At 71.9% G+C, this 24128-nt stretch carries 23 protein-coding genes; 8 read left to right on the top strand and 15 right to left on the bottom strand.

Annotated features, from left to right (window positions below; translation table 11 throughout):
* Positions 1–38: 38 nt before the first annotated feature.
* Positions 39–1574: an ATP-dependent DNA ligase gene (locus OHB04_RS05890; protein ID WP_326692604.1), complete on the bottom strand. Its 1536-nt coding sequence runs from the start codon at positions 1572–1574 to the stop codon at positions 39–41.
* A 51-nt stretch (positions 1575–1625) separates the two neighbouring features.
* Between OHB04_RS05890 and OHB04_RS05885 the strand changes: the two genes are divergently transcribed.
* Positions 1626–2693 carry an ATP-dependent DNA ligase gene (locus OHB04_RS05885; RefSeq protein WP_326686618.1) on the top strand — a complete coding sequence of 356 codons (1068 nt, stop codon included), beginning with the start codon at positions 1626–1628 and terminating at the stop codon, positions 2691–2693.
* Here the strand turns inward: OHB04_RS05885 and OHB04_RS05880 are convergent.
* Positions 2660–3349 (bottom strand): TetR/AcrR family transcriptional regulator, encoded by a 690-nt coding sequence (locus tag OHB04_RS05880; RefSeq protein ID WP_326806962.1) that lies wholly within the window; start codon positions 3347–3349, stop codon positions 2660–2662. The two genes, OHB04_RS05885 and OHB04_RS05880, sit on opposite strands and share 34 nt — an antisense overlap.
* A gap of 180 nt (positions 3350–3529) precedes the next feature.
* Between OHB04_RS05880 and OHB04_RS05875 the strand changes: the two genes are divergently transcribed.
* Positions 3530–4951 (top strand): carboxypeptidase regulatory-like domain-containing protein, encoded by a 1422-nt coding sequence (locus OHB04_RS05875; RefSeq protein ID WP_326806961.1) that lies wholly within the window; start codon positions 3530–3532, stop codon positions 4949–4951.
* A gap of 165 nt (positions 4952–5116) precedes the next feature.
* Here the strand turns inward: OHB04_RS05875 and trxA are convergent, their stop codons facing one another.
* The 3 genes from trxA to OHB04_RS05860 all read right to left on the bottom strand — a co-directional run bounded on the left by trxA (position 5117) and on the right by OHB04_RS05860 (position 6534).
* Positions 5117–5521, bottom strand: coding sequence for a thioredoxin (trxA, locus tag OHB04_RS05870; RefSeq protein ID WP_326686615.1), 405 nt, complete (start codon positions 5519–5521; stop codon positions 5117–5119).
* Between the two features lie 288 nt (positions 5522–5809).
* Positions 5810–6085 carry a muconolactone Delta-isomerase family protein gene (locus OHB04_RS05865; protein ID WP_326692603.1) on the bottom strand — a complete coding sequence of 92 codons (276 nt, stop codon included), beginning with the start codon at positions 6083–6085 and terminating at the stop codon, positions 5810–5812.
* Between the two features lie 74 nt (positions 6086–6159).
* Positions 6160–6534 (bottom strand): ectoine synthase, encoded by a 375-nt coding sequence (locus tag OHB04_RS05860; protein ID WP_326686614.1) that lies wholly within the window; start codon positions 6532–6534, stop codon positions 6160–6162.
* A gap of 450 nt (positions 6535–6984) precedes the next feature.
* Between OHB04_RS05860 and OHB04_RS05855 the strand changes: the two genes are divergently transcribed.
* Positions 6985–7842: a phytanoyl-CoA dioxygenase family protein gene (locus tag OHB04_RS05855; RefSeq protein WP_326686613.1), complete on the top strand. Its 858-nt coding sequence runs from the start codon at positions 6985–6987 to the stop codon at positions 7840–7842.
* Between the two features lie 25 nt (positions 7843–7867).
* Here OHB04_RS05855 and OHB04_RS05850 read toward each other — a convergent pair whose 3' ends face one another.
* From OHB04_RS05850 to OHB04_RS05825, 6 genes are all read right to left on the bottom strand, one after another.
* Entirely contained in the window at positions 7868–8800 is a 933-nt protein-coding gene (locus OHB04_RS05850) for a methyltransferase domain-containing protein (protein ID WP_326686612.1), read from the bottom strand.
* 102 nt (positions 8801–8902) lie between these two features.
* A complete protein-coding gene (locus OHB04_RS05845) occupies positions 8903–9871 on the bottom strand; it encodes an ornithine carbamoyltransferase (protein WP_326686611.1) in 969 nt (322 codons plus the stop codon).
* Between the two features lie 23 nt (positions 9872–9894).
* On the bottom strand, positions 9895–10920 hold the full coding sequence (locus OHB04_RS05840) for a diiron oxygenase (RefSeq protein WP_326686610.1): 1026 nt from the start codon (positions 10918–10920) through the stop codon (positions 9895–9897).
* Positions 10921–11608: 688 nt separating this feature from the next.
* Positions 11609–12964 carry an OFA family MFS transporter gene (locus OHB04_RS05835; RefSeq protein ID WP_326686609.1) on the bottom strand — a complete coding sequence of 452 codons (1356 nt, stop codon included), beginning with the start codon at positions 12962–12964 and terminating at the stop codon, positions 11609–11611.
* 268 nt (positions 12965–13232) lie between these two features.
* Positions 13233–13364 (bottom strand): hypothetical protein, encoded by a 132-nt coding sequence (locus tag OHB04_RS05830; protein WP_326686608.1) that lies wholly within the window; start codon positions 13362–13364, stop codon positions 13233–13235.
* Between the two features lie 174 nt (positions 13365–13538).
* Complete coding sequence (locus OHB04_RS05825; protein ID WP_326686607.1) at positions 13539–14453, bottom strand: hypothetical protein; 915 nt, start codon at positions 14451–14453, stop codon at positions 13539–13541.
* A 164-nt stretch (positions 14454–14617) separates the two neighbouring features.
* On the opposite strand from OHB04_RS05825, the gene OHB04_RS05820 reads away from it, so the two are divergent.
* The 3 genes from OHB04_RS05820 to OHB04_RS05810 all read left to right on the top strand — a co-directional run bounded on the left by OHB04_RS05820 (position 14618) and on the right by OHB04_RS05810 (position 17697).
* Complete coding sequence (locus tag OHB04_RS05820) at positions 14618–15508, top strand: NmrA family NAD(P)-binding protein (RefSeq protein WP_326686606.1); 891 nt, start codon at positions 14618–14620, stop codon at positions 15506–15508.
* A 255-nt stretch (positions 15509–15763) separates the two neighbouring features.
* Positions 15764–16858 carry a PP2C family protein-serine/threonine phosphatase gene (locus OHB04_RS05815; protein WP_326806960.1) on the top strand — a complete coding sequence of 365 codons (1095 nt, stop codon included), beginning with the start codon at positions 15764–15766 and terminating at the stop codon, positions 16856–16858.
* A gap of 323 nt (positions 16859–17181) precedes the next feature.
* A complete protein-coding gene (locus OHB04_RS05810) occupies positions 17182–17697 on the top strand; it encodes a lytic polysaccharide monooxygenase auxiliary activity family 9 protein (protein ID WP_326686604.1) in 516 nt (171 codons plus the stop codon).
* Between the two features lie 97 nt (positions 17698–17794).
* Here the strand turns inward: OHB04_RS05810 and OHB04_RS05805 are convergent, their stop codons facing one another.
* Entirely contained in the window at positions 17795–18964 is a 1170-nt protein-coding gene (locus OHB04_RS05805) for an amidohydrolase family protein (RefSeq protein WP_326686603.1), read from the bottom strand.
* On the bottom strand, positions 18965–19159 hold the full coding sequence (locus OHB04_RS05800) for a hypothetical protein (RefSeq protein ID WP_326806958.1): 195 nt from the start codon (positions 19157–19159) through the stop codon (positions 18965–18967). It abuts the gene before it with no gap.
* 453 nt (positions 19160–19612) lie between these two features.
* Here OHB04_RS05800 and OHB04_RS05795 point away from each other — a divergent pair, with 453 nt between their 5' ends.
* Positions 19613–20566 (top strand): helix-turn-helix domain-containing protein, encoded by a 954-nt coding sequence (locus tag OHB04_RS05795; protein WP_326686601.1) that lies wholly within the window; start codon positions 19613–19615, stop codon positions 20564–20566.
* A gap of 208 nt (positions 20567–20774) precedes the next feature.
* Here OHB04_RS05795 and OHB04_RS05790 read toward each other — a convergent pair whose 3' ends face one another.
* Positions 20775–21992: an acetyl-CoA C-acetyltransferase gene (locus OHB04_RS05790; RefSeq protein ID WP_326806957.1), complete on the bottom strand. Its 1218-nt coding sequence runs from the start codon at positions 21990–21992 to the stop codon at positions 20775–20777.
* A 135-nt stretch (positions 21993–22127) separates the two neighbouring features.
* The gene (locus tag OHB04_RS05785) at positions 22128–23027 is read right to left on the bottom strand and encodes a LysR family transcriptional regulator (RefSeq protein WP_326686599.1); all 900 of its coding nucleotides are present in this window, start codon (positions 23025–23027) and stop codon (positions 22128–22130) included.
* Positions 23028–23177: 150 nt separating this feature from the next.
* Here OHB04_RS05785 and OHB04_RS05780 point away from each other — a divergent pair, with 150 nt between their 5' ends.
* Positions 23178–24125, top strand: a complete 948-nt coding sequence (locus OHB04_RS05780) for a CoA transferase subunit A (RefSeq protein WP_326806956.1) — start codon at positions 23178–23180, stop codon at positions 24123–24125.
* The last annotated feature ends 3 nt before the right edge of the window (positions 24126–24128 follow it).

Raw genomic sequence — 24128 nt, 5'->3', positions numbered from 1 at the left:
GGGGGCGGATCCGGAGCCCCACCCCCCGGTGGAGGCGGTCAGGGCAGCAGCGCGCTGACCGCCTCCACCGTGTCGGCCTCCTCGGGCCGCTTGTCGTCGCGGTAGCGCAGGACCCGGGCGAAGCGCAGCGTCACACCCTCCGGGTAGCGGGTCGAGCGCTGCACCCCGTCGAAGGCGATCTCCACGACCAGTTCGGGCCGCACCAGCACCCCCCAGGGCTCCTCGGTGACCGCCAGCTCGCGCAGCCGCTCGGTCTGCCAGGCCAGCAGCACATCGGTCAGGCCCTTGAACGTCTTGCCGAGCATCCCGAAGGTCCCGTCCGCGCGCCGCGCCCCCAGGTGGAGGTTCGAGAGCTTCCCCGCGCGCCGCCCGTGCCCCCACTCGGCGCCCAGTACCACCAGGTCCAGGGTGTGCACGGGCTTCACCTTCAGCCAGGAGGCGCCCCGCCGCCCGGCCGAATACCCGGCGTCCAGGCCCTTGACCACGACGCCCTCGTGCCCGCGCGCCAGCACCTCCTGCGCGAACTTCCGTGCCTCGCCCCGCACTTCCTCGTCCTCGGGGTGTGTGACAGGCAGCCTGCGCACCCGCAGTTCCTCCGGCAGCACCTGGGCGAGCGCGGCGTGCCGCTCGACGGCCGGCTGGTCGAGCAGCTCGCTGCCGTCGAGGGAGAGCAGGTCGAAGAAGACGGCGGAGAGCGGCAGTTCGCTGCTCGCGCCCGCCACATCCAGCCGGGAGGCGACCCGGCCCGAGACCTCCTGGAAGGGCCGGGGCCAGCCGTCCTCCTTCAGCGCGATCACCTCGCCGTCCAGCACGGCGCGCACCGCGCCGGCCCGCCGCACAGCGGCCTCCACCTCGGGCAGCCGGCCGGTGATCTCATCGAGGGTGCGCGTGTAGATCCGTACGTCCTCGCCGTCCTTGTGGGCCTGGACGCGGATGCCGTCCAGCTTCTCCTCGACGGCGCACGGCCCCAGCTTGTCCAGCGCCTCGTCCACGTCCTTGGCGGTGTGCGCCAGCATCGGCAGCACGGGGCGCCCGACCTCCAGCCGGAAGAGCGCCAGCGCCGAGGGGCCCTCGGCCAGCAGCGCGCGGGCGACGGCTCCCAGCGAGCCGCCCAGCATCACGGCCCGCCGCACCTCGCCCGGCTCCGCGCCGACGGCGGCGGCCAGGCCCTCGACGGCGAAGGCGTCCAGTGCGCCCTGGCGCAGCTCGCCGCCGATCAGCCGGACGAGAAAGTGCTGTTCCTCCGCCGTCGCGGCCGACAGCAGCTCGCCCACCTGCCGCTTGCGCTCGGCCTGCGAGCCCTTGCCGCCGACGGCCGCGATCCGGGTCAGCGCCGCGTCCACCCCGGCGATGGTGAGGGTGGAGTCCGCGGCGGGCGACGGCAGCTCCCGCAGCGCGCTCCAGCCGACGCCCGTCCTGCGCTGCGGCAGCCGTCCGGCGAGGTAGGTGACCACGACCGGCACCTCGGACGGCTCGGCACGCCCGAACAGCTCGGCCAGGAGTGCCACCTTCTCGTTGCGCGCGGTGGCCTCCGCGACGTCCTTGGATGTGTGTGCGATATCGGCCAGCAGCATGGCCTCATGGTCGCTCATGCGCGTACGCCGTGCCCGGCGCAGAATCGAGGTGTGGATCTCCCGGTCATGCCCCCCGTGAAGCCGATGCTCGCCAAGCCCGTCGCCGACATCCCGCCCGGCATGCAGTACGAGGCCAAGTGGGACGGCTTCCGCTGCCTCGTCTACCGCGACGGCGACGAGGTCGAGCTGGGCAGCCGCACCGGCAAGTCCCTGCTGCGCTACTTCCCCGAGGTGGCCGACGCGCTGCGCGAGCGGCTGCCCGAGCGGTGTGTGCTGGACGGGGAGATCGTCGTACCGCTGGCGGGACGGCTGGACTTCGAGGCACTCCAGCAGCGCATCCACCCGGCGGCCTCACGGGTGCGGCTGCTCGCCGGGCGGACCCCGGCCTCGTTCGTCGCCTTCGACCTGCTGGCGCTGGGGGAGACCGACCTCATGGAGGAGCCGCTGAGCGAGCGCCGCCGGATGCTGGCGGCGGCGCTGAAGGGAACCCTTCCGCCCCTGTATCTGGCGCCGGTGACCGAGGACCGCGACGTCGCGCGGGAGTGGTTCGCGCACTACGAGGGCGCGGGGCTGGACGGGGTGGTGGCCAAGCGGCCCGAGCTGCCGTACCGCCCCGGCGAGCGCGTCATGCTGAAGATCAAACACGAGCGGACGGCCGACTGCGTCCTGGCCGGTCTGCGTCCGCACCGCGCCGACCACGACGCCGTCGGCTCCCTGCTGCTGGGGCTCCACGACGAGTCGGGCACTCTCCAGTACGTGGGCGCCTCCTCGTCCTTCCCCGCCGTGCGCAGGCGGGAGCTGATGGGGGAGCTGGCGCCGCTGCGGACGGACAGCCCCGAGGAGCATCCGTGGGCGCGCTGGCAGGAGGAGGCGGCGCACGAGGAGGGCCGGATGCCGGGGGCGCCGAGCAGGTGGAGCGGCGGGAAGGACGCCTCCTGGATCCCGCTGCGCCCCGAGCGGGTGTGCGAGGTGGCCTACGACCACATGGAGGGGGACCGCTTCCGGCACACCGTGCTCTTCCGGCGCTGGCGCGAGGACCGTGAGCCGCGCTCGTGCACCTATGAACAGCTCGAACAGCCGGTCCGCTACGACCTGGACGAGGCGCTCGGCGGACGCTGACCGCCCGTGCCCGTGCCCGTGCCCTCGTCCCCGTCCGGCTCGGGTTCGGGGAGCCCGGCGGCGAGGGAGACGAAGCCCTCCTCCAGCATGGCCAGCAGCTGTTCGGCGGAGGTCTCCGGATCCCAGGCGCGGATCGAGGCGCGCAGCGCGGTGAGGGCCGAGCCGGCCACCAGCCGGGGGTAGAGCGCCTCCTGGGGCAGTCCCGTGCGCGTGGCGACGGCCTCGGCGAGGGCCTCGGCCATGTTGCTGTTGCTGTGCACCAGCTTGGGGACCAGTTCCGGGTAGGCGCTCAGCAGGCGGCGCCGCTCGTGCCAGCCGGCGTCGGCGACCAGCGCGGGGATGGCGGTGCGCAGCGTCTGGCGGAGCGCTTCGAGCGGGGGCTCCTCGCGGGGCCGGGCGGCGAGCAGCTCGACCAGCTGACAGGTGAGGCGGTGGTCCCAGTCGAAGACCGCGTCGTCCTTGGTGTCGAAGTAGTTGAAGAAGGTCCGCGGGGAGACCCCGGCCGCCTCGCAGATGTCGTGCACGGTCACGGCGGCGGGGCCGTGCTCCAGATAGAGCCGGACGGCGGCGCCGCGCAGCGCCGTGCGGGTCTCCAGCTTCTTCCGCTCCCGGAGGCCGTGTGCTGCCTCGGCGGTCTCGGTGGTCTCGGCGGCCATCTTCGCTCCCGTGCTCCGGTGCCTCTCCCGACTCGTTCCCTACAGTAATGCATTTTTGCAGCGCTGCACTTTTCTGTTAGCCTTTCTAATCATTGGCCCTGCCATGCATCTCTCCTCGGGCATGCATCGCTGCTCAGGCGCCATCCCACCCGTACACACCTAGGGAGGCGGACCACGTCCATGGCGGAACACAAGGCGGAACCGGAGAGCCCGCCGAGCGAGGAAGGCGACACCTCCTCGCTCGGCGCGACCGTGCGCACCCTCGCGTCGACGCTCTGGTTCCCGGCGTTCTTCTTCGCCGGCTTCCTCGTCTGCTATCTGCTGCCCTTCCACAACCCCGTTCCGCACCACGTGGACGTGGCCGTGGCAGGGCCGTCGGCCGGGCAGCTGGAGCAGGCACTCGAACAGAAGAGCCCCGGCGCCTTCGACATCCACCACGTCGCCGACGCCGGCGCGGCCCACGACGCGGTCACCAGCCGCGCGGTGACCGCCGGATACGCGCCGGACGCCAAGCACCCCCAGCTCTTCGTCGCCAAGGCCGACGGATACTCGCTGGAGTCGGTGCTGCAAAAGACGTTCACCTCCGTCGCCGAGCACGACGGCGGACGGCTCCAGGTGCACGAGGCAGCTCCCACGGCGCCGGGCGACGGCATGGGAACCGGGCTGTTCTACCTCGTCCTGGCCTGCACGATCCCCTCGTACATCAGCGTGATGATGCTGCTGAGGGCCACCACCTTCGGGCGACGCAAGAAGGTCCTCACCCTGGTGTCCGTCGGCGTCGTCGAGAGCCTGGTCGCCTTCTTCGTGGCCCGCGCGATGGACGTGATCCCGAACGAGCCGCTGGCGATCCCCTTCATCTTCTTGATGACCCAGGCCGTCGCGCTGACCTCCTACGGACTGGTGCCGTTCTTCAAGCAGTTCTTCCCCGGCGTGGCCATGGGGCTGTTCGTGCTGCTGAGCATGCCGTCCAGCGGCGGAGCGATACCCGTCCAGATGGTGCCCGGCTTCTTCCGGGCGCTGCACCCGATCATGCCGATGGGCAATTTGATCGAGGCGTTGCGCGGACTGTTCTACTTCGACGGGAAGGACGTCGGACGCCACGTCCTGGTCATCTGCGCCTGGGTCGTCGCGGGCATCGCGCTGATCGCGCTCGGCGCCTGGAAGGAGCGGCGCGAGGCCCGTAAGGAGACCGAGGGCGCCCAGGCGCAGGCCGAGGTGCCGGCGGAGCCGCCCGTCGAGGACCCCTCGTTCGAGCTGCCGCAGCCCTGCGCCGTGCTCCCGCACCCCCACCGGCTGCTCCAGCAGCAGCCGACGCTCAAGGGCAGGGTCACCGACGAGCGCGGCCAGCCGCTGCGGGGCGTAGCGATCACGGTCACCGGCACCCACGGCAGGGAACTGCTGCGCGCGAGCACCGACGAGCAGGGCGAGTACGCGGCCACCGGCCTGCCCGACCACTTCGTCAACGTCATCGCCAGCGGTCCCGACCGGCTCGCCGCCGTCGCCCGCGTCCAGGCCCGCGACGGGCACCCCGTCCGCCAGGACTTCCGTCTGGCGCCCCGCCCCACCCCGGCGGGAGTGGGCGCGCGGACCGCACAGGGCTGACCCGGCGGGAGCCCGGACATCTCCCGGGCCGGTCCGCGCACACGAAGGCCGGCACTCCGCGGCTCGTCCGCACACGCGAAGGCCGCCCGGTCGATGACCGGGCGGCCTTCGCGCCGCGCTCTCCGGGAGCCGGAAGGCCCCGTGGCGGGGAGGGGCGGGCCCTCATCAGGCGGTGGCGCCGCCCTCCTGGGCCGGGACCTCGCCCTCCTGGGCCTGAGCCTGGGCCGCGGCCTTGCGTACCTCTTCCATGTCCAGGTCGCGCGCCTGGCCGATGAGGTCCTCCAGCGCGGCCTCGGGGAGCGCGCCGGGCTGGGAGAAGACCAGTGTCCTGTCCCGGATGATCGCCAGCGTCGGAATCGACTGGACCTCGAAGGCCGACGCCAGCTCCTGCTGGGCCTCGGTGTCCACCTTGGCGAAGGCGAGGTCCGGATGCCGCTCGGCGGCGGCCTCGTACACGGGCCCGAAGCTACGGCAAGGGCCGCACCAAGACGCCCAGAAATCGATCAGGATGAAGTCGTTGTCCTGAACGATCTCGTCGAAGTTGTCCTTGGTCAGCTCGATGGTGCTCATGTTCTCTCCTGCGACGGGGCATCAGAGCGGGCCGCGCCCTGGTGCCGGTGGGAACAAGCGCGGGCCGGCCTGTCATTCCCGGACCGGGTTCCCCGTACGGGCAGGTGGGAGTCGTCCCGGGGCCGGTGATATTCCCCTCCCGCCGGGACCGGGCGCCACCGGGCGGGAGCGGACCTCAGACGACGGGCAGCGCCCTCAGCCGGGGTCGCTCAGTGTGAACACCCGGTTGCCCGCACCGGTCGGCGTCGAGCCCCGCTCGCCCTCCGTGCGGCGACAGGCCGGGCGGGGTCAGCGGGGGCCGAAGCCGCCGTAGGGGCTCAGGGGGATGATCTGGAAGTCGGACATCTCCTTCTGGGCCAGCGGGAGGGCGGCCACCGCTGCTTCGGCCTCGCTCGGTGACGCGGCTTCGAGCAGGAAGCAGGCCCCTCGGGTGTCACCCCGCAGCCAGATCTGACGGAGCTTGCCGTCGGCGTAGAGCCCTCGTACGGTCTCGGTCTCCTGTGGCAGGACGGCTGCGAAGTCCTCTTCGCTGAACTGGTCGCTATAACGCTGGGTCAGCACCATGAATTGCACAGGGTGAACCTACCAAGGCGCCGCCCGGCCCTCGACCGGGTTGTCGGAGGGCGCCGCGCGGGCGTTCAGTACGAGGACGGCGCGCCCTCGCCGAACCGGTGCGCCTCGTCGCCGCGCAGGGGAGGGGCGAAGACGCAGACCAGGCGCAGGTCCTCATGGGGCGCGGCCACGAGGTGGTGGAGGTCGTGCTCGTCCAGCGCGTACAGCGTGCCCGGGGTGAGGCGGTGGGAGGTCCCGTCGCGCTCGATGACCTCACCGGAGCCTCCGACGCAGTAACACGCCTCGAAGTGGTTGCGGTACTCCAGCGGGGAGGTGGTGCCCGCGCGGACGAGGGTGTCGGTCACGCTGTACCCCATGCCGTCGGCGGCCAGCAGCAGCCGGCGGCTGAGGCCGTTGCCCCACTCGACCGCCGTGACGCTCTCCAGATCGCGGATGATCACGCCGGATCTCCTCCCGCCTCCGGGCCCGTACGTTCCTCCTCCAGAAACGCACGGAAGGCCGGACGGCGGCGCATCGGCGTGCGCCACCCGGGTGACCGCTGTGCCGCGCGCCGCCCCGTCACGGAGGCGCGGGGCGAGGGCACGGGACAGGTGTGCGGGTGCGGGAAACGAAATCGCCGCGGTAATTCCCCGTCAGGCCCGCTTGCTGTTCGCTCGTTCGCATACGGAGGGGCGTTGGCGCCGGACTTGTCCGGGCCTCGCGGAACATGAATTGCCGGGGGCATCTTCGGCGTCGGTTGCCCGCCATACGCACGCCTCTTCCAGGGAATTTTCGACCTTGGCGGAAATCATTCCGCCGATTCGGCCACAGATATGCGCCGAGTTTTTCGCATCCGGCAACGGGCAGGTCTCCGGGGAACTCATCGGCCCGGAAGGGGGGCACGGACGAGGATGACCGCAGCAGAGCCCGTGGAGGACCTGTATCCCACCCGTTCCGTGCGCGAGTCGGTGCCCTTCCGCCGGCGGCACCCGGTTGTGTGGGGCACGGAGGCCGACGGGCCGCTGAGCGCCGGTGAGCTGGCCGCCTTCGACCGCGACGGGTTCCTCTCCTTCGAGGCGCTGCTCGGTGCCGAGGAGATCCTCGGCTGCCTGGAGGAGACCGAGCGCCTGGGCCGGGACGCCGGGTTGCGGGCCTCGGGGCGGGTCGCGCCGGGGCCGGACGCCGACGGGATCCGCTCCGTCTTCGAGGTGCACGCGTTGAGCGAGGTCTTCGCCCGCGTCATTCGCTCCTCACCGCTGGCGGACGTGGCCCGTCAGCTCCTCGGCTCCGAGGTGTACGTGCACCAGAGCGGGGTCAGCCTCAAGTCCGCCTTCAACGGATCGATGTGCGGCTGGCACGCCGACTTCGAGACCTGGCACTCGGAGGACGGCATGGCGGTGCCCCGCGCGCTGAGCTTCTCCGTGGCGCTGACCGACAACCAGCCTGTCAACGGGCCCTTGATGATCATCCCCGGCTCGCACCGGACCTTCGTGCCCGCGGTGGGGGAGACCCCGCCCGCCGACCGCACCGTGGTCACCGAACTGGCGCTGCGCAACGGCATCCAGCAGCTCACCGCGTCGGCCGGCTCCGCCGTCCTGTTCGACTGCAACTGTCTGCACGCCTCGGCCGGGAACGTCTCACCCTTCCGGCGCACCAACCTCTTCGTCGTCTACAACAGCGTCGACAACGCGCTGGGCCCGCCCTTCGCCGCCCCGGCGCCCAGGCCCGGCTTCCTGGCGGACCGCCGGTTCACCCCGGTACCCCGCTGATGAGGTCACAGGACCTGGCGCCCTGTCACCAGTGGTGCCGCGCGGGGGGCGGGGGCGGGTCGAACACCCGGAGGGGGCCGGACCACGGCAGAGGCGAAGGCGCCCGGCCGTTGAGGGCCTCCAGCCGGGTGGAGCGCGAGGTGGCCGCTGCCCGCAGGAGTTCCATGAGGCCCTCGCCGGTCAGCGGCCCGTGGCCGTTCACCGGTTCGGGCGCCGTCCGGCGGCAGGCCAGGCCGACGATGAAGTACCCCGGCGCCTCGGGCCCGTGGTGCCATACGACGGCCTCGCCCCGCTGCTCCAGCTCCGCCATCCGCTCGGGATGCTCGCGGGTGAAGTCGCCCAGCGGCAGCGGGCACAGCGTCACCGCCGCGACGCGGTACCCGGCGTGCTCCAGCAGTTCCATCGCCCGCCGGGGGCTGGAGTAGCTGCCGAAGGTGAACCCCACATCCGTGCCCAGCGTCCTGGCGTGGCCGATGATCGCCTCCGCCCACTTGAGGCCGTCGGGCCCGCCGCTGATCGAGCGGCGCAGGGCATCGGCCTCCGGGGTCAGGGGCACGTACGGGGGGTTGCTGGTGACGATCAGCGGCCGGGGCAGCGGCCCTTCGGCGGTGGCCAGCAGCCGCTCGGCGGAAAGCCGCGCGAAGTCGCCGTGCGCGAAGGTGACATGGGCGGCTCCGTTGTTGACCGCGTGGTGCCCGCGAGCCCAGGTGACGCTCGCCTCGCTGGCGTCGATCCCGTGCACCCTGGCGGCACCCGCGCGGGCCATGGCAGCGGCGGCGGCGCCGCTGCCCGAGCCGAGGTCCAGCACGCTGCCGCCGCCGCGCTTCGGGAGCAGGTCCTTGACGACCCAGACGCCGATCTCGGTGTCGGCCGGCTCGAAGAAGACGCCGGGGGAGGGCGGCACGAGATCGTCAGCCGTCAGATGCTCGTAGCGGGAGACGTAGGAGATTTCCGGCATACGGTCCTCACTCCGGGTCGGTGCGGGTGCGGGTGCGGGTACGGGCTGGTGCGGGTGCCGGTGCGGCTCGCCCGCCGAGGTGTGCGCTGCTGGTACGCCCCCTCAGCGGGGCGCCGCCACCTCCTCCAGCACGGCCATCGCGCTGGGCAGCTTCATCGCCGCCTGCGTCCAGGCCAGCGACCTGTCGCCGTCCAGCACCTCACCGGCGACCTCGTCGCCCCGGTGCGCGGGCAGGTCGTGCAGGAACCGCGCGCGCGGCCAGCGCCGCAGCAAGGCCGCGTCCACGTGGAAGGGACGGAAGACCTCCCGCCAGCCGGGGTCGGCCTTGGCGGTGCCCGTGGTCTGCCAGCGGGTGGTGTAGACGATGTCCGCCTCTTCGGGTGCTTCGGCCAGGTCGTGGATCTCCTGGAGCGCCGCACCCGTCAGCCGGGCCCGCTGCCCGGCCGCCTCCAGCACTCCCTCCGGCAGCCCGTAGCCACGCGGCACCGCGAAGGTGACCCGGGCTCCTGGTACCGCGGCGAGACCGTGGGCCAGAGCTACGGCGGTGTTGTTGCCCTCGCCGACGTACAGCACCCGGATGCCGCTCAGATCGCCGTGCTCCAGGGTGAGGGCGGCCAGGTCGCAGATGCCCTGGGTCGGGTGCTCCTCGGTCGACATCGCGTTGACCACCGGCAGCCCGCCCTCCCGCGCGAGGGTCTTCAGCTCCTCCACGGGCCCCGCCGTGCGGGCCACCAGCGCGTCGAGCATGGAACCGAGCACCCTGCCCGTGTCGCCCACCGACTCCCCGGTGTTGAGCTGGAGATCGCCGGGGCCGTAGCCGATGGGCGCGCCGCCCAGCCGCAGCGCCCCGACGGTGAAGGCCGTACGGGTCCTGGTGGACGTACGGGTGAAGAGCACGCCGACGGCCTGGCCCGCCAGCGGAAGTTCATGGGCCTTCGGGTTGTGGAACAGCTCGACCGACCTGGTCACCAGCTTGTGCAGGGCCGGCACCTCCAGCTCGGCGAGCGAGAACAGCCCGCGCTCCGCCCGGTCTCCGCCCCTGCGTGCCCGGTCTCTCGCTGCCTGGTCCATCTGTGCCTCTCTCGGTTGGCCGGTCAGGTGTTCGCTGTCCCCTCGCCCCCGTGCGTCTCGCGCTGTTCACCCCGGGGGGTCCCGCGCTGTCCGGGCAGTCCGTGCCGGGCCCCGGACCCGGACGGGATCAGCAGCTCCGCCTCCTCGAACGCCCGCGTGCCGCCCGCCACATCGAGCACCCCGGTCTCTTCGAAGAGCCGTACGGAATGCCGGGCCGAGGTGCGGATTCCCGCGTCCACCTCGGCACGGGGATACGCGTCGCGCACGACCTCCTCGACCGTGGCGGGCGCCAGACCCGCGGCCGTCAGCGACGCCCGCACGGGGCGCAGGTCGGGCAGCAGGCTCGCGCGGATCAGCGCGGGCAGACAGCGCGCCACGCGGCCCCGGGTGGCGTCCGGAAGCTGACTCCACAGCTGACGGAAGAGCCGGGAGAAGAAGACGTGGTGCCACCCCTCGTCGCGCGCGTGGTCGCGCACGATGTCCCGGACGACGGTGAGCACACGGCGGTCCCGGGGGATGTCGTTGAGCAAGGCGGTCACCAGCGTCTCGAAGACCACGACCTGGAGCAGCTGTGCCAGCGCCGTCTCGCCGGGCAGGGCCCGCGCACCGACGTCGTCCAGCCGGGCCAGGAACGGCGTGAAGTCGTAGGGCAGGGGCGCGGTTCCGGTGGCCGCCGAGAGCTGCTGGACGACATCGAAGCTGTAGAGCGAGTGGTAGCCCTCGTCGCAGTAGATGCGGTAGGCGTCCAGCCGGACGGCGCCGGGGAGCTCCACGCCGCTGCGCCCGCCCGCGATGCGCTCCGTCGCCCGGTTGACCACCTGGGTCTCGAACTGCGCGGTGAAGCCCAGGTACTGGAACAGATGGCGGGTGAACAGCTCCTTCCTGCGCGGCTCCGGGAGAGCGAGTACCGCCGGGTGCCGGGCGTAGGGGATGAGGTCCGGCGGGAAGAACAGCTGCCCGGCCTCCAGTTCGCCGGCGAGCAGCCGTCTGGGATCCGTGCGTACCCCCGCCTTGGTGTACCAGTCGCGGGTACCGTCGGCCGACGTCATCGCGGTGCCTCCTCGCCCCCGTCGGGCGCCGCCATGCCCTCGGGCGGGTACGGCAGCGGCGATTTCACCCGGGCTCCCCATCCGGGCCCGCCGTCCCCTGCCGCCTCGTCCGCCGGCTCGCCGTCGTCCCCCGGTGTGCCGCCGGGAGAGCGTGCCTGTAGGACTCCGGCTTCAGCCGTAAAGCGCGCGAAATGCCCTCGCCGAAAGGGCGGACAGGAATGACAGGTGTGGGCGGCATATGCGTGAGCGGTATCGTCGGTGGGGCAGGTCGAGTACGAGAACTCCGTGCCAAGGCAACTCCACGGATCGGTGGCCCCGCTGCCGTACCGTACTGCGATTCACGTAGTGCCGCGTAGCCCGGGAAGAGTGCGTGACATTCTCCCCGTGCGCTTTTCCTGTGAACTCAGGCCCTGTGAACTCAGGACTTTTCTCCACGAGACCGCAGGAAGGCCGCGTCACTTTATCTACCGTAGTTTTCCGTTTCGGTGGTCACAAGGATGCGTTCTGGCCATCTGCTGACCGCGGTTGACGCCGCGTACGTGCCCAATGATGCGTCCGGAATATTCGCGCGGAACCCGTGCCACCGGGCGGTGCCACCGGGAGCCGCGCGGCCCGGCCGGGAGGGGGACCCCGGCCGGGCCGGTTCTTCATGGGTGCGGGTGGTCGGCTTCGTCGTCGGTACGGCTGGTCAGCGCGCGGCGAGTCGGGCGGCGCCGGGGCGGTGCAGGAGCAGCGCCAGCGCGGCGGCGAGCAGCGAGATGCCGCCCGCCAGTACGTACGCGCCGTCGTAGCCCCACGAGTCCACGGCCATCGCGCCGAGTCCCCCGCCGAACAGGCCGCTGACCAGCTTGCCGCTGTAGGCGATGCCGTAGTTGGTGGCGTTGTGGTTCTCGCCGAAGTAGTCCGGGGTGAGCGCGGCGAACATCGGGTAGAACGCGCCACTGCCGAAGCCGGAGATGAAGGCGAAGAGCAGGAAGAGGAACTGGCTGCGGATGCTTCCGGCCCACAGGACGCCGAACTGTGCCAGCCCCAGCACGACGATGACGAAGATCAGCGTGGTCTTGCGCCCCCACCGGTCCGACAGCCAGCCGATGAAGCCCCGGCCGATCCCGTTGATGATCGACATGATGCCCATCGAGGAGGCGGCGACCATTGGCCCGAAGCCGACCTCCTTGGCGAACGGCACCTGGAAGGAGATGCCGAAGATGGACACTCCCGCCGTCATCACCACGAGTAACCACATCAGCGGCAGCATGCCGGTGCGCATCGCCTCCATCGGCGCGTACTGCCGCGCCGCCGGCGGGTTCTTGTCCAGCGCCGCAACGGCCTTGGCGCTGCCGGTGCGGGCCAGCGGATCGTGGTCGGCGGGCCACCAGTTCCGCGGCGGGTCGCGGAAGAACCACGCGCAGACCGCCACCACGACCAGCACGTAGACCCCGATCGCGTCCAGGATGCCCTGGTAATTGCTGGTGTCGAAGGCGTAGTTGAACAAGAAGATGAACGGGACGGCGCCGTAGGCGAAGCCGCCGTTGACGAACCCCGTCTTGCCGCCCCGGCGTTCGGGGAACCACTTGCCGACGGTGTTGATGCAGGTGGCGTAGATGAACCCCGAGCCCACCCCGCCCAGCAGCCCGAACCCGAGGATGGCCAGCAGCACGTTGGAGGTGTGGGACAGGGACAAGAAGCCCACCAGCGCCAGCGCCGCCCCCACGTACATCGCCCGGCGTGGGCTGAGGAGGTGATGCTCGCGCAGCCAGCCGGCCGGGAAGGCCACGCCCGCCTGGAAGAACACCCAGACGCTGAGGATCCAGAAGGTGTCGCTCTGCGTCCAGTGATGTGCCTCGGAGAGGGTGTCCTCCGCCGAGCCGTACGCGTACTCGAAGACGCTGATGGCCATCATCGCGATCCACGGGAGATACACCATGATCTTCCGGGAGTGGCCCAGCAGTTCGCGGTCTGTTTCGCCGATCCGGTAGACACGGCCGTTGTGGTCGGTCACCTCACGGTAGGCGACGGCCGTCGACGGATCGTGAGTTCGTGCCATCTGCTGACCCTTCGCGTGGAGGTTGTCTGCCTCGTGCACTGCGGCTGCGCCCTCCCGTGGTCGACGGGAGGGTGGATCGCATACAGTCGACTCATACTGTATGGAATCCTTATCCCGCAAAGGGCGTGCGGTGTCCAGAGGGCGTACGCGTGTGAAGGGTGTGCGGCGTGCGGCGCATGGGCGCCGCGGTGGATCTGGGCGCCGACCCTTCGCGTGGTACGGGCCGGAAGCAGGTCCGGTACGGGGTCGGCGCCGGGACCGTGGGGGCTCAGTCGTGCGGTCTCCCGGCCGGGAGGTGGGCTCGCAGCAGGGCGTCGCTGGTGTCACTGGCGTCGCCGGTGAGCAGGCTCGCCAGAAGGTAGGCGATCTGGATGTCCTCGTAGTCGACCCCGGCAACCACCCGCTCGGGCAGCCGGGAGCGGGTGCTCTCCGAGGCGGAGACACGGCCGGGGGCGCCGTGGAAGCTGACGGTGACATCCGGTTCTGTGCCGAAGCGCAGCGCGTCGGCCGTCAGCCCCGTGGTCAGGGCGATGTCGGATGCCTCCGGGTCCGGCCCTTCGTAGGACGCGCGCTTTCAGGGAGGCTGGATGCGCTTCTTGGCCCCACCGCCGTGCGAACCGCCGTGCGAGCCACCGCTCTTGCCGCCGCCACTCCTGCCCGAGCGGGACGACGCGGCGCTCTTGGACGTCTTCTTGGCGGATGCGCTCTTCTTCCCGGACGCCGACTTCTTGGCGGCGCTCTTCTTGGCTGCGGTCTTCGCGGACGCCTTCTTCGCCCCCGTCTCCTTCTCCGCGCCCGTCGCTCCGGCGGCGGCCTCCCCCGCCGCCTCGCCCGCCTCCTCGGCGGTTTGCCCGGCGCTCTCGACGGCTTGTCCCGCGCTCTCGCTCACGTTCTCGACCGTCTGGCCGGCGCTCTCGCCCACGTTCTCGACCGTCTGGCCGGCGCTCCCGCCCACGTTCTCGACCGTCCGGCCCGCCGCTTCCCCCAGTGCTCCGGTGGCGGCACCGGCGCCCTGGCCCACGCCTTCGAGCGCCTGGCCCGCGCTTCCGCCCAGCTCACCCACCGCTGTTCCCGCGCCCTGGCCCACCTGCTGGACAGCGCCACCGGCACCCTGGCCCACCTCGCCGAGTGCGGTCCCGGCGCCGCTGCCGATCTCGCGGGCCGCGGAGCCGACGGCGTCGGTGACCGACCGGATGATCTCCGGGTTGTTGTCGATCGTCTCCAGTACCCGCTCGATGATCGCCGCCACGTTGTCCAGCCGTACCTTCAGCAGCGCCTGGGCCTCCACGCCCTTGACGGTGAGCTGGACCTTGCCCAGCTCCACGTCGGCGCCGACATTGAGCTTGAGCAGGTCCAGGACCTCCGCTTGCAAGGAGACCCGCGCGCGTAGATCCTCGACCTCCAGGTTGATCTCTTCGACCTGGAGCGTGGGGACGTCGAGGACGACATCCGGATCCTCGGCCTCCCAGGGGGTCTCGGCATCTTCCATGCTTCCGCCCTCCGCGCTCTCGCGTGGTGCTCAATCCGGCCTATTGTCCAGATATAGGCCAGTTCGCCGGAACGCGCGAACGCTCCAGGGGGGAAGCGCCGCTCCTGGGGGAAAGCACGCGAACGCTCCCGGACAACCAGTGGCGAAACGGTTCAAGGAGAACAATGAAAATCGCGGTGACCACTCCCAGCGGACACGTCGGCTCGCGGGTCGTCCAGCTGCTGCTCCAAGCGGGTGTCCGGCCGACGCTGCTGATGAGGGACCCGTCGAAGCTGGACGCGCGGCTCGTGGACCGCGTCGGGACGGTGCGCTGCGACCAGAGCGACGCCGACGCCGTGGTGCGGGCGACCGAAGGGGTCGGCGCGCTGTTCTGGGTCGACCCGCCGACCGGTGCCGAGGACCCGGTGGAGGGCTACGCGCAGTCCGGGGCCAACGCGGCGCGCGCGGTGCGGGAGAACCGGATCGCGCGCACCGTGTTCCTCAGCAGCGTCGGCGCGGAGAAGCGCTCGGGCGCGGGGGAGATCGACGGGCTCGGCCGCACCGAGGAGCTGCTGAACGAGACCGGCGCCCATGTCCTCCATCTGCGCTGCGGCTACTTCTTCAGCAACCTCTTGGGCGAGCTGGAGGCGCTGCGCACGGACGGCGTCCTGCGCACCGCGATGGACATCGACGAGCCGATGCCGTGGGTCGACCCCCGCGACATCGGCGATGTGGCCGCGGCCCGCCTGCTCTCGGACGTCTGGACGGGGCATCGGGTGCAGGCGGTGCACGGGCCCGAGGACCTCTCCTTCTCCCACGCCGCCGGCATCCTGACCCGGGCGCTCGGCCGTCCGGTGCGCGCCGAGCGGATCTCCGACGACGCGCTGCGTGGGGTGCTGCGGGCCGCCGGGCTCGGCGACAGGCAGGTCGAGGGCGTCGTCGGGATGTCGGCCTGGACGCGCGACGGCTTCCGTGCGGAGGACCCCCGCACGGTGCTCACCACCACCCCCACCTCGTTGGCGGCCTGGGCCCACGCCCACCTGCTTCCCGCGCTCCAGGCGCCGGCCGCCACGTGACTCCTCGCCCGGCGCGGGCGGGACGGCCGAGGAGGCGCCGGCCCGGCCGCGCGCGACTTCACGGGGTCCTCGCCACGGTCTGCGGGCCGAACGGGTGATTCTCCGGATCTCCTGGCCGTCGCCGTCAGCCCCGCAGGCGGCTCGCACACCTTTCCGGCTTCACCGTGACCGTGCAGAAATATACGCAAATGGGAGAATCACCGGGACAGAGCGACGAGCTCTGCGCCCGCGTCGAGAAGGAACAGGGAGGGCCGGGTGGGTCGCCCCGAGGTTGCGCTGGTCAAAGTGCCGTACGTGGCCCCGCCGCTGCTCCTTCTCGCGGGCGGGGCGGTGGATGTGTTCGCGCCCCGGCCTCACTACGGGCTGCCGCTGCTGGCCTGCACTCCGCTGGTGGCCGGGACCGTCTACTCGTTCCGGGCCAGCGCCCTGCTCGCCCTGCTGGCCTGCGGAATGGCGGGCGGCGTGGCCCAGTACGCGGGTCGTGAGAAGTACGCGCAGGCCACCGATGTCCTCGTGGTGCTGGTGATCAGTCTGGTGGGGCTGTGGATCAAGTGGCTCGTCGACCGGCAGGGCAGGGATCTGGCCCTCGCGCTGACCGTCGCGGAGGCGGCGCAGCGGGCCGTGCTCCCGGCGCCGCCTCCCGCCGTCGGGCCCATCGCCGTCGCGGACCGCTATGTGGCGGCGCAGGTGGGCGCCGCCATCGGCGGGGACCTGTACGCGCTCCAGGAGACCCCCTTCGGCATCCGCGCCCTCATCGGGGACGTACGCGGTAAGGGGCTGCCCGCCGTCTCCGCCGTCTCCGTCGCGGTGGGCGCGTTCCGGGAGGCGGCCGAGCACGCGCCGAGCCTGCACGACCTGGCCGACCGCCTCGATCGCGCGCTGGACAGAGAGGGCATGCGGCGACAGGAGACCCTCGACGACATCGAGGGGTTCGTGACCGCGCTGCTGGTGCAGATCCCGCCGAGCGGCGAGACCATCACCGTGCTCAACCGGGGGCACCCGCCGCCCTATCTCGTGAGCGGGGACCAGGTGTCCTGTCTGGAGCCGGCCAACCCGGAGCTGCCTTTGTCCACCGGGCTCGGCCCCGCGCACGGCGACCCCGTCGAGGAGAACTTCGCCTTCGCCGCGCGGGACTCCCTGATCCTGGTCACCGACGGCGTCACGGAGGCCCGGAACGATCGCGGCGTCTTCTTCGACGTCGTCGAAGCGCTGTCGGGAGTCGGGCCGAGGCGGCCGGACCAACTGGCGGACAGGCTCCTGGAGGCCGTCACCAAGTGGACCGGCGGGCAGCGCCAGGACGACATGGCCGTGCTCGTCCTCACCCGCGTCTCCGAGCAGCGGGAGAAGTGACGGCTGAGCGGGCGGGTCGCCCCTCGGTTCCGCCCTCGTTCCGCCCCTCGCCGTGTGTCCGGCCCCGCGCTCTGCCCCGCCCCGCGTCCCGTTTCCGTTCAACTCTCTTTGGTGTACGCCCTCTTGACCGTGAGCAGTCAGCGAGTAAAGTCTAGACCAATGGGCGAGTGTGGGCCGTTACGGCCAGATCGCGGCTGGTCAGAACTTCACGGGACTGCCGCGGCCGGTGCCGACGACGGAAGCGCCTTCGCGCTCGCGACCCCCCACCGAGGCCGCCGCGACAAACCGAGAAGGGTGCGGGCCTCGACCGTGAAGGAGTTGACATGCACAAGAAGAGGAAGCTGGCCGCGCTCATCGGTGCCGGACTCTCCCCGCTGCTCGTCCTCGGCCTGTCCGTGACCCCCGCGAGCGCACACGGCTACATCACCGACCCGGCGAGCAGGCAGGCTCAGTGCGCAGCCGGGGTCGTCGAGTGCGGCTCCATCAAGTACGAGCCCCAGAGCGTCGAGGGGCCCAAGGGTCTCCAGGACTGCGCGGGCGGCCACGACGAGTGGGCCGAGCTGCGGGACGACAACCACGGCTGGAACGTGGCCAACGTCGGCAAGTCGGCCACCTTCAACTGGAACCTGACCGCCGCCCACCGCACCACCACCTGGCAGTACTACATCGACGGCCAGAAGATCGCCGAATTCGACCAGGGCGGGCAGCAGCCCCCGTCGCAGCTGTCGCACAACGTGGACTTCGGCAGCTTCTCCGGCAAGCAGACCGTCCTCGCCGTCTGGAACGTCGCCGACACGGCGAACGCGTTCTACGCCTGCGTCGATGTGAACATCGGCTGACCGTCACCTCCCGCCACCCGCGCCCCCTCCCCGCCCCCACGGCGGGTGAGGGGGCGTCGCCGCCCGCCCCGCGCCACAGCCGTACGGCCCCGCCGCGCTACAGCCCGTACAGCCTCGCCGCGGTGCCGTTCGCGAGTATCGCCGTCACCCTCCGCGCGTCCTCGTGCGACCACTCGCCCCGCTCCGTCCACACCCGCGTCAGATCCGTCATCGCCTCCCGGAACAGCTCGGCACCCACCACATACAGCTCCGGCAGGCCGTAGGCGCCGGTGGAGAACAGCAGCTTCCCGAACGGCGCCAGCTCCAGCAGCTCGGCCAGCACGTCCCGTGCGCGTGCCCCCGTGTGCGAGAGGGAGAGGCCGAAGTCCGCGTACACGTGCGGGAAGACGGCCGCCAGATAGCCCGCGCCCCGGTGATACGGATAGCAGTGCAGCAGCACCAGCGGGGTGCCGTAGGGCGCCGTCGCCCGGATGAAGTCCGTCAACAGCAGCGGGTCGCAGCGATCCAGCCGCAGGTCCGGGTCGCCGAAGCCGGTGTGCAGCTGGAGCGGCAGCCCGGTGCGCACCGCCGACCACAGCAGATGCCGCAGCAGCACCGGGTCCGAGAGCCTGCCGCCCGGCACCCGGGAGGTCAGCCAGCGCTCGGCCGCGGAGTAGATCTCCGAGGTGCCCGGCGGGCCCGGGTCGAAGTCCAGGCCGATGCGGTAGGCGACCACGGACTTGAAACCGCGCGCCGCGCGGACCGACTCGCGCACCCCGTCGGAGAGTTCCGCCAAGAAGGCGTGGGTGTCCCGCGCCGTGTCCGCCGCGCGCTCCGCGAGCCGCTCCAGCCGGACGATCTCATGGGCCTCGGCGCCCGCCGTCTCGGCCAGCTCCCCGGGCGTCAGCAGCCGGCCGGGCAGCCCGGTGTCGACGAGGAAGGTGGAGATGCCGCTCGCCCGCAGCATTCTGCGGGTGACCTCGGCCGTACCCAGCTCGGCCCGCCGCTCCAGATACACGCCGGGCGGACAGCGCGGCTCCAGGTCCAGCACGGGCGCGCACCAGCGGCGCAGCGCGAAGCCGAGCTGGGTGTCGAAATAACTGAACGGAGGACCCGAGGCGCCGGGTGCGGGGGAGAGCGCCGTGGCCCGGGGCACGCCGGACGGGGGCGAGGCGGGCGGGGGAGGCACGTTCGCCTCGGTCAAGTACGTCTCGAACGCCGCGCGATCGGGACCCGATCTGAGCACACCGTGGCAGTGCTGGTCGATCAGCGGCGGGAATCCGGGCATTCAGTACCTCCCTCGGGTGGCTGCGGCGATCTCCTGGAGAGACGCCCCCTCGAACAGCTCGTTCTCCGCGCGGCGCACCGCGGCGACCGCTCCGAACAGCGTCTCGCCCAGCGCCTCACGCAGCACCTCGGAGCGCTCGAAGCGGCCCAGCGATTCCGCGAGCGAGGAGGGCAGCGGCCGGCCATCCTCGTGCACCGGATCGCCCGCCACCGGGCCGGCACGGCCTTGACACGGGTGATCCCCGCGTTGTCCACCCAGGTGAGCGCCGTACCGTGCGCCCCGGCCCCGCGAGCCGCGTGGCGGCGGCCCGCGCCCGCTCCTCGGTGTGGCCGGGCCGCCCCTGCCCGCTGTGCGCCGGGTGGCCCGGTCCGTGGCCGGAAGTGGCCGCTGTGGCCGCCCTCGTCTCCGGGGCGTCCGCCGTGTGGTTCCCATGAACGGAGCGTTTACTCCGCCCGCGCGATCAGGGCAAGCCGCCGTGCGCGTGACCACCGGATCCGGCCGTGGATGTGCCATCGGCAAGACACCTGAGCACCGACGTGCCTGACTTGAGTGCCAGTTGGGCAGGTACCCGGGTGTGAAGACATCGGAGCGGGGAGGGAAACTTGGAAGGTGGCGAGACCTATGCGGCTACGGGACGGGAGCGGTGGCATGCGCATCATTGACGTCTCCGGCAGCGAAACGGATGCCAGGGACGGCGCGAAGAACGGGACGTGGGAAGGGGGGTCGGCCTCCCCAGCGGTCCCGAGGATGGTGCTGGGCACCCGGCTGCGGAAACTGCGCGAGGCACAGTACATATCGCGCCAGGAGGCGGCCGAGGCCATCCGGGTCACCCATGAGCGGATCGAGGAGCTGGAGCAGGGCCGCACCGGCTGCGCGCTGCGCGACGTCTGCGACCTGCTCACGATCTACGGCGTCAGCGACGAGGGCGAGCGCGCGGTCCTGACCGCCCTGGCCGGGCAGGCCAACACCCCCGGCTGGTGGCACTCCTACCAGGGCGTGGTGCCCGAGTGGCTGCACACGTACATCGGTCTGGAGCAGGCAGCGAGCGTGATCCGCACCTTCGAGGTGCAGTTCGTGCCCGGCCTGTTGCAAACCAGGGAGTACGCGCGAGCCGTGATCGAACTGGCGCACGACGAGGAGCCGGAAGCCGGTATCCAGCGGCGCCTGGCGCTGCGCATGCGGCGCCAGCAGATCCTGTTCGGACCGCGCGCCCCGCACGTGTGGGCCGTCCTCGACGAGGCGGCGCTGCGCCGTCCGGTCGGAGGCGCCGAGACGATGCGCGCCCAGCTCAACCACCTGGTGGCGCTGAGTGAGCTGCCCCATGTGACGGTGCAGATCATGCCGTTCAGCGCGGGAGGCCACCCGGCGGCGGGCGGGCCCGTCACGCTGCTGCGGCTGCCGGAGAGCGAGCTGCCCGACGTGGTGTTCCTGGAGCAGCTCGACAGCGCCCGCTATCTGGAGGAACCCACCGACATCGAGCTCTACCGGCGGGTGACCGACCGGCTGGTGACCCGCTCGCTGTCCCCGGCCGAGACGCGTGGCGTCCTGCGCCGGATCGCGGAGGAGCTGGACGAGCCGGCGGGCGGCCTCGTCGGGAGCTGAGCGCTCCGCGAGAAGTGCCGCGGCGCTGTCGTTCGGCTGCGAGTCCTCCCCCTGGCTCTTCGAGCAGGGAGGTACACCCAGGCTGGTCGGGCCCACGCGGCGGAGTTCGCAATATGACACAGCACCGCGCCCCTTCGGGGCGCTGCCGGCCGGCTTTGCCCCGTCGCGGCACCAGACCCCGCAGGGCCGCACCCGGACGGTTGTGCGTTCAGCCGTCCACCCGCTCGAAGACGGCGGCCAGGCCCTGGCCGCCGCCGATGCACATCGTCTCCAGGCCGAGGCGGGCGCCGTCGCGGCGCATCCCGTGGGCGAGAGTCGTCAGGATGCGGGCTCCGGTCGCGCCGACCGGGTGCCCCAGCGAGATGCCCGAGCCGTTGACGTTGACGCGCTGCTCGTGGTCCTTCTCGCCCAGCCCGAGGGAGCGGGTGCAGGCGAGGACCTGGGCGGCGAACGCCTCGTTCAGCTCGATCAGGTCCAGGTCGGCCAGGGAGAGCCCCGCCTTGGCGAGCGCGTCCCTGGTCGACTGGACGGGGCCCAGGCCCATCGTGCGGGCGGGGACCCCCGCACGGGCGAAGGAGACCAGTCGCACCAGCGGCGTCAGGCCCAGCCGTTCGGCGGTCTCCGCGCTGGTGACCAGGCAGGCCGCGGCTGCGTCGTTCTGACCGCTCGCGTTGCCCGCCGTCACGGTCGCCTCGGGGTCGCTCTTGCCCCTCACCGGCCGCAGCCCGGCCAGCTTCTCCGCCGTCGTGTCCGGGCGCGGGTGCTCGTCGGCCGCGACGACGGTCTCGCCCTTGCGGGTGCGTACGGTCACCGGCACCGTCTCCGCCTCGAACAGGCCCTCCTCCAGGGCGCGTGCGGCCCGGTGCTGGGAGCGCAGCGCCAGCGCGTCCTGGTCCTCGCGGCTGATGGCGAACTCGCGGCGCAGGTTCTCCGCCGTCTCGATCATCCCGCCGGGCACCGGGTGGTTGACGCCGCCCGCCATCACGCGGCCCCGGGCGAGGGAGTCGTGGAGCTGGAGGCCGGGTCCTTTGATTCCCCAGCGCCCCTCGTGGGTGTAATACGGGGCCGCGCTCATCACCTCGACACCGCCGGCGATGACGACCTCGCTGAACCCGGCCCGTATCTGCATCGCGGCGTCCAGCACCGCCTGGAGGCCCGAGCCGCAGCGGCGGTCGATCTGGGTGCCGGTCACCGAGGGGGGCAGCCCCGCGTCCAGCGCGGCGACGCGGCCGATGGCCGGCGCCTCGGGGCTGGGGTACGCCTGCCCGAGGATCACCTCGTCGACCCTCTCGGGGTCGATGCCCGTGCGCGACACGATCTCGGAGATCACCAACGCGGCCAGCGCCTCGGGGCGTTGGCCCGCGAGCCCGCCGCCGAACGCGCCGATGGGGGTGCGCAGCGGCGCACAGATGACGATGCCGGACATGTGAGGGCCTTCCTGGTGGCGGTGGCAGTGGCGGGCGGCGTGGGTGGGGGGCTTCGGCGTGGTGCGGCGAGCTTTCCATCCCGGGAATCGGACGGTCCAATATCCGATCGGCCATGCGCTGAGATGTTCTCGCTCTCAATCGCCCTCCGGGGCGGGCAGCGCCTCGCGGGCGACCTCCAGCACGCTGCGCAGGGCCGCCGACGGGTTGTCCGTACGCCAGGCGAGCGCGGCGCGGAGCACCACGGGCGGGCCCGTCAGCGGGCGGTAGACCAGGCCGGTCTGCTGGATGTGGGTGCACGAGGTGAGCGTGAGGGTGACCCCGACGCCCATGGCCACCAGGGCGAGGATGGTGTACGAGTCCGGAGCCTCCTGCACGATGCGCGGGTTGTGGCCCGCCTTCTCGCACGTCTGGAGCATCACGTCGCGCACGCTGGAGCCGGTGCCGGCGGGGAAGCCGACGAACGGCTCGCCTGCCAGGTCCGCCACATCGATCCGCTCCTGACGGGCCAGCGGGTGGTCGGAGGCCAGCGCGCACACCAGCTCCTCCTCGGCGATCACCCGGGTCGCCACGCCGGGCCGGTCGACCGGCAGCCGCACGAAACCCAGGTCGAGCGAGCCGTCGGCGACCCGGGCAAGCGCGCGGTTCGCGTAGTTCTGACCCTGCATCGCCAGTTCGATGCCGGGGTGCGCGGCCCGTACGGCGCGGGTCAGCAGGGGCAGCGTGGCATGGCTGGAGGCACCGGCGAAGCCGACGCTCACCCGCCCGAACTCGCCCCGTCCGGCCGCCTTGGCGACCCGCGTCGCGATGCCGATGTCCTCCAGGACCTTGCGCACCGGCTGGAGGAAGGATTCGCCCGCGCTGGTCAGCCGTACCGAGCGGGTGCTGCGCTCGAACAGCTGGACCCCCAGCTCCTTCTCCAGCTGACGGATCTGCTGGCTGAGTGGGGGCTGCGCCATGTGCAGCCGCTTGGCGGCCCGCCCGAAGTGCAGCTCCTCGGCCACAGCGACGAACGAGGCCAGATACCGCAGCTCCACGGGCGCTCCCCTCCGCCGACTTATCAGTTTGCCGTCTCAAAGTGACTTTAATTTGGTATTGGACCCAGATCAATGGCTGCTGGCAGCGTAGGGCCGACCCCGACCCCGACCCCGACCCCGACCCCGACCCCGACCCGACGAGGAGCGCCCATGGCTCAACCCGCCGCAGCCGACAAGCGCCTGTCCCTGCGCGAGGCCGTCGCATGGTACGTCCACGACGGGGACACCGTCTCCCTGGAGGGCTTCACCCACCTCATCCCCACCGCCGCCGGGCACGAGATCATCCGGCAGGGCCGCAAGGACCTGACCGTGGTGCGGATGACCGCCGACATCGTCGTCGACCAGATGCTCGCCGCCGGCTGCGTCTCCACCCTCGTCTCCTCCTTCGTCGGCAACTCCTCCGCCGGCTCCCTCGGTGAGCTGCGCCGCCGGGTGGAGACCGGGCGGCCCGCGCCGCTGGCCTTCGAGGAGTACAGCCATTACGGCATGATCTGCCGCTATCTCGCGGGCGCCCAGCGGCTGCCCTTCTACCCCTTGCGCTCCTACGCGGGAAGCGACCTGCCCGCCGTCAACAGCGCGCTGCGCAAGGTCATCTCGCCCTACCCGGGGCCGGACGGCGAGCCCGAACAGATCTACGTCGTACCGCCCGTCAACCCGGATGTGACGCTCGTCCACGCACAGCGCGCCGACCGCGCGGGCAACACCCAGATCTGGGGCCTGACCGGCGTGCAGGCCGAAGCGGTGTTCGCCGCGCGGCACGCGGTGGTCATCGTCGAGGAGGTCGTGGACGACCACGTCATACGCTCCGACCCCAACCGCACCGTCATCCCCGCGCACGCGGTCGACGCCGTCGTCGCCTGCCCGCGCGGCGCCCACCCCTCCTTCGCGCAGGGCTACTACGACCGCGACAACGCCTTCTACCGGGCCTGGTCGCACATCAGCAAGGACGCGGAGCGGCTGCGCGCGTGGCTGGCGGAATGGGTGTACGGGACGGAGGACCACGCGGCGTACGTGGCCCGGCTCGGCGAGGAGTTCTGGGACGGGCTGGCCGTCGGAGAGGCGATGAGCCTGCCCGTGAACTACGGGCGGCGGCTGTGAGCG

Source organism: Streptomyces sp. NBC_01775, from assembly GCF_035917675.1.
In the GTDB taxonomy this organism is placed as follows: Bacteria; Actinomycetota; Actinomycetes; order Streptomycetales; family Streptomycetaceae; genus Streptomyces.
This window is presented reverse-complemented; position numbering and strand designations above follow the sequence as displayed.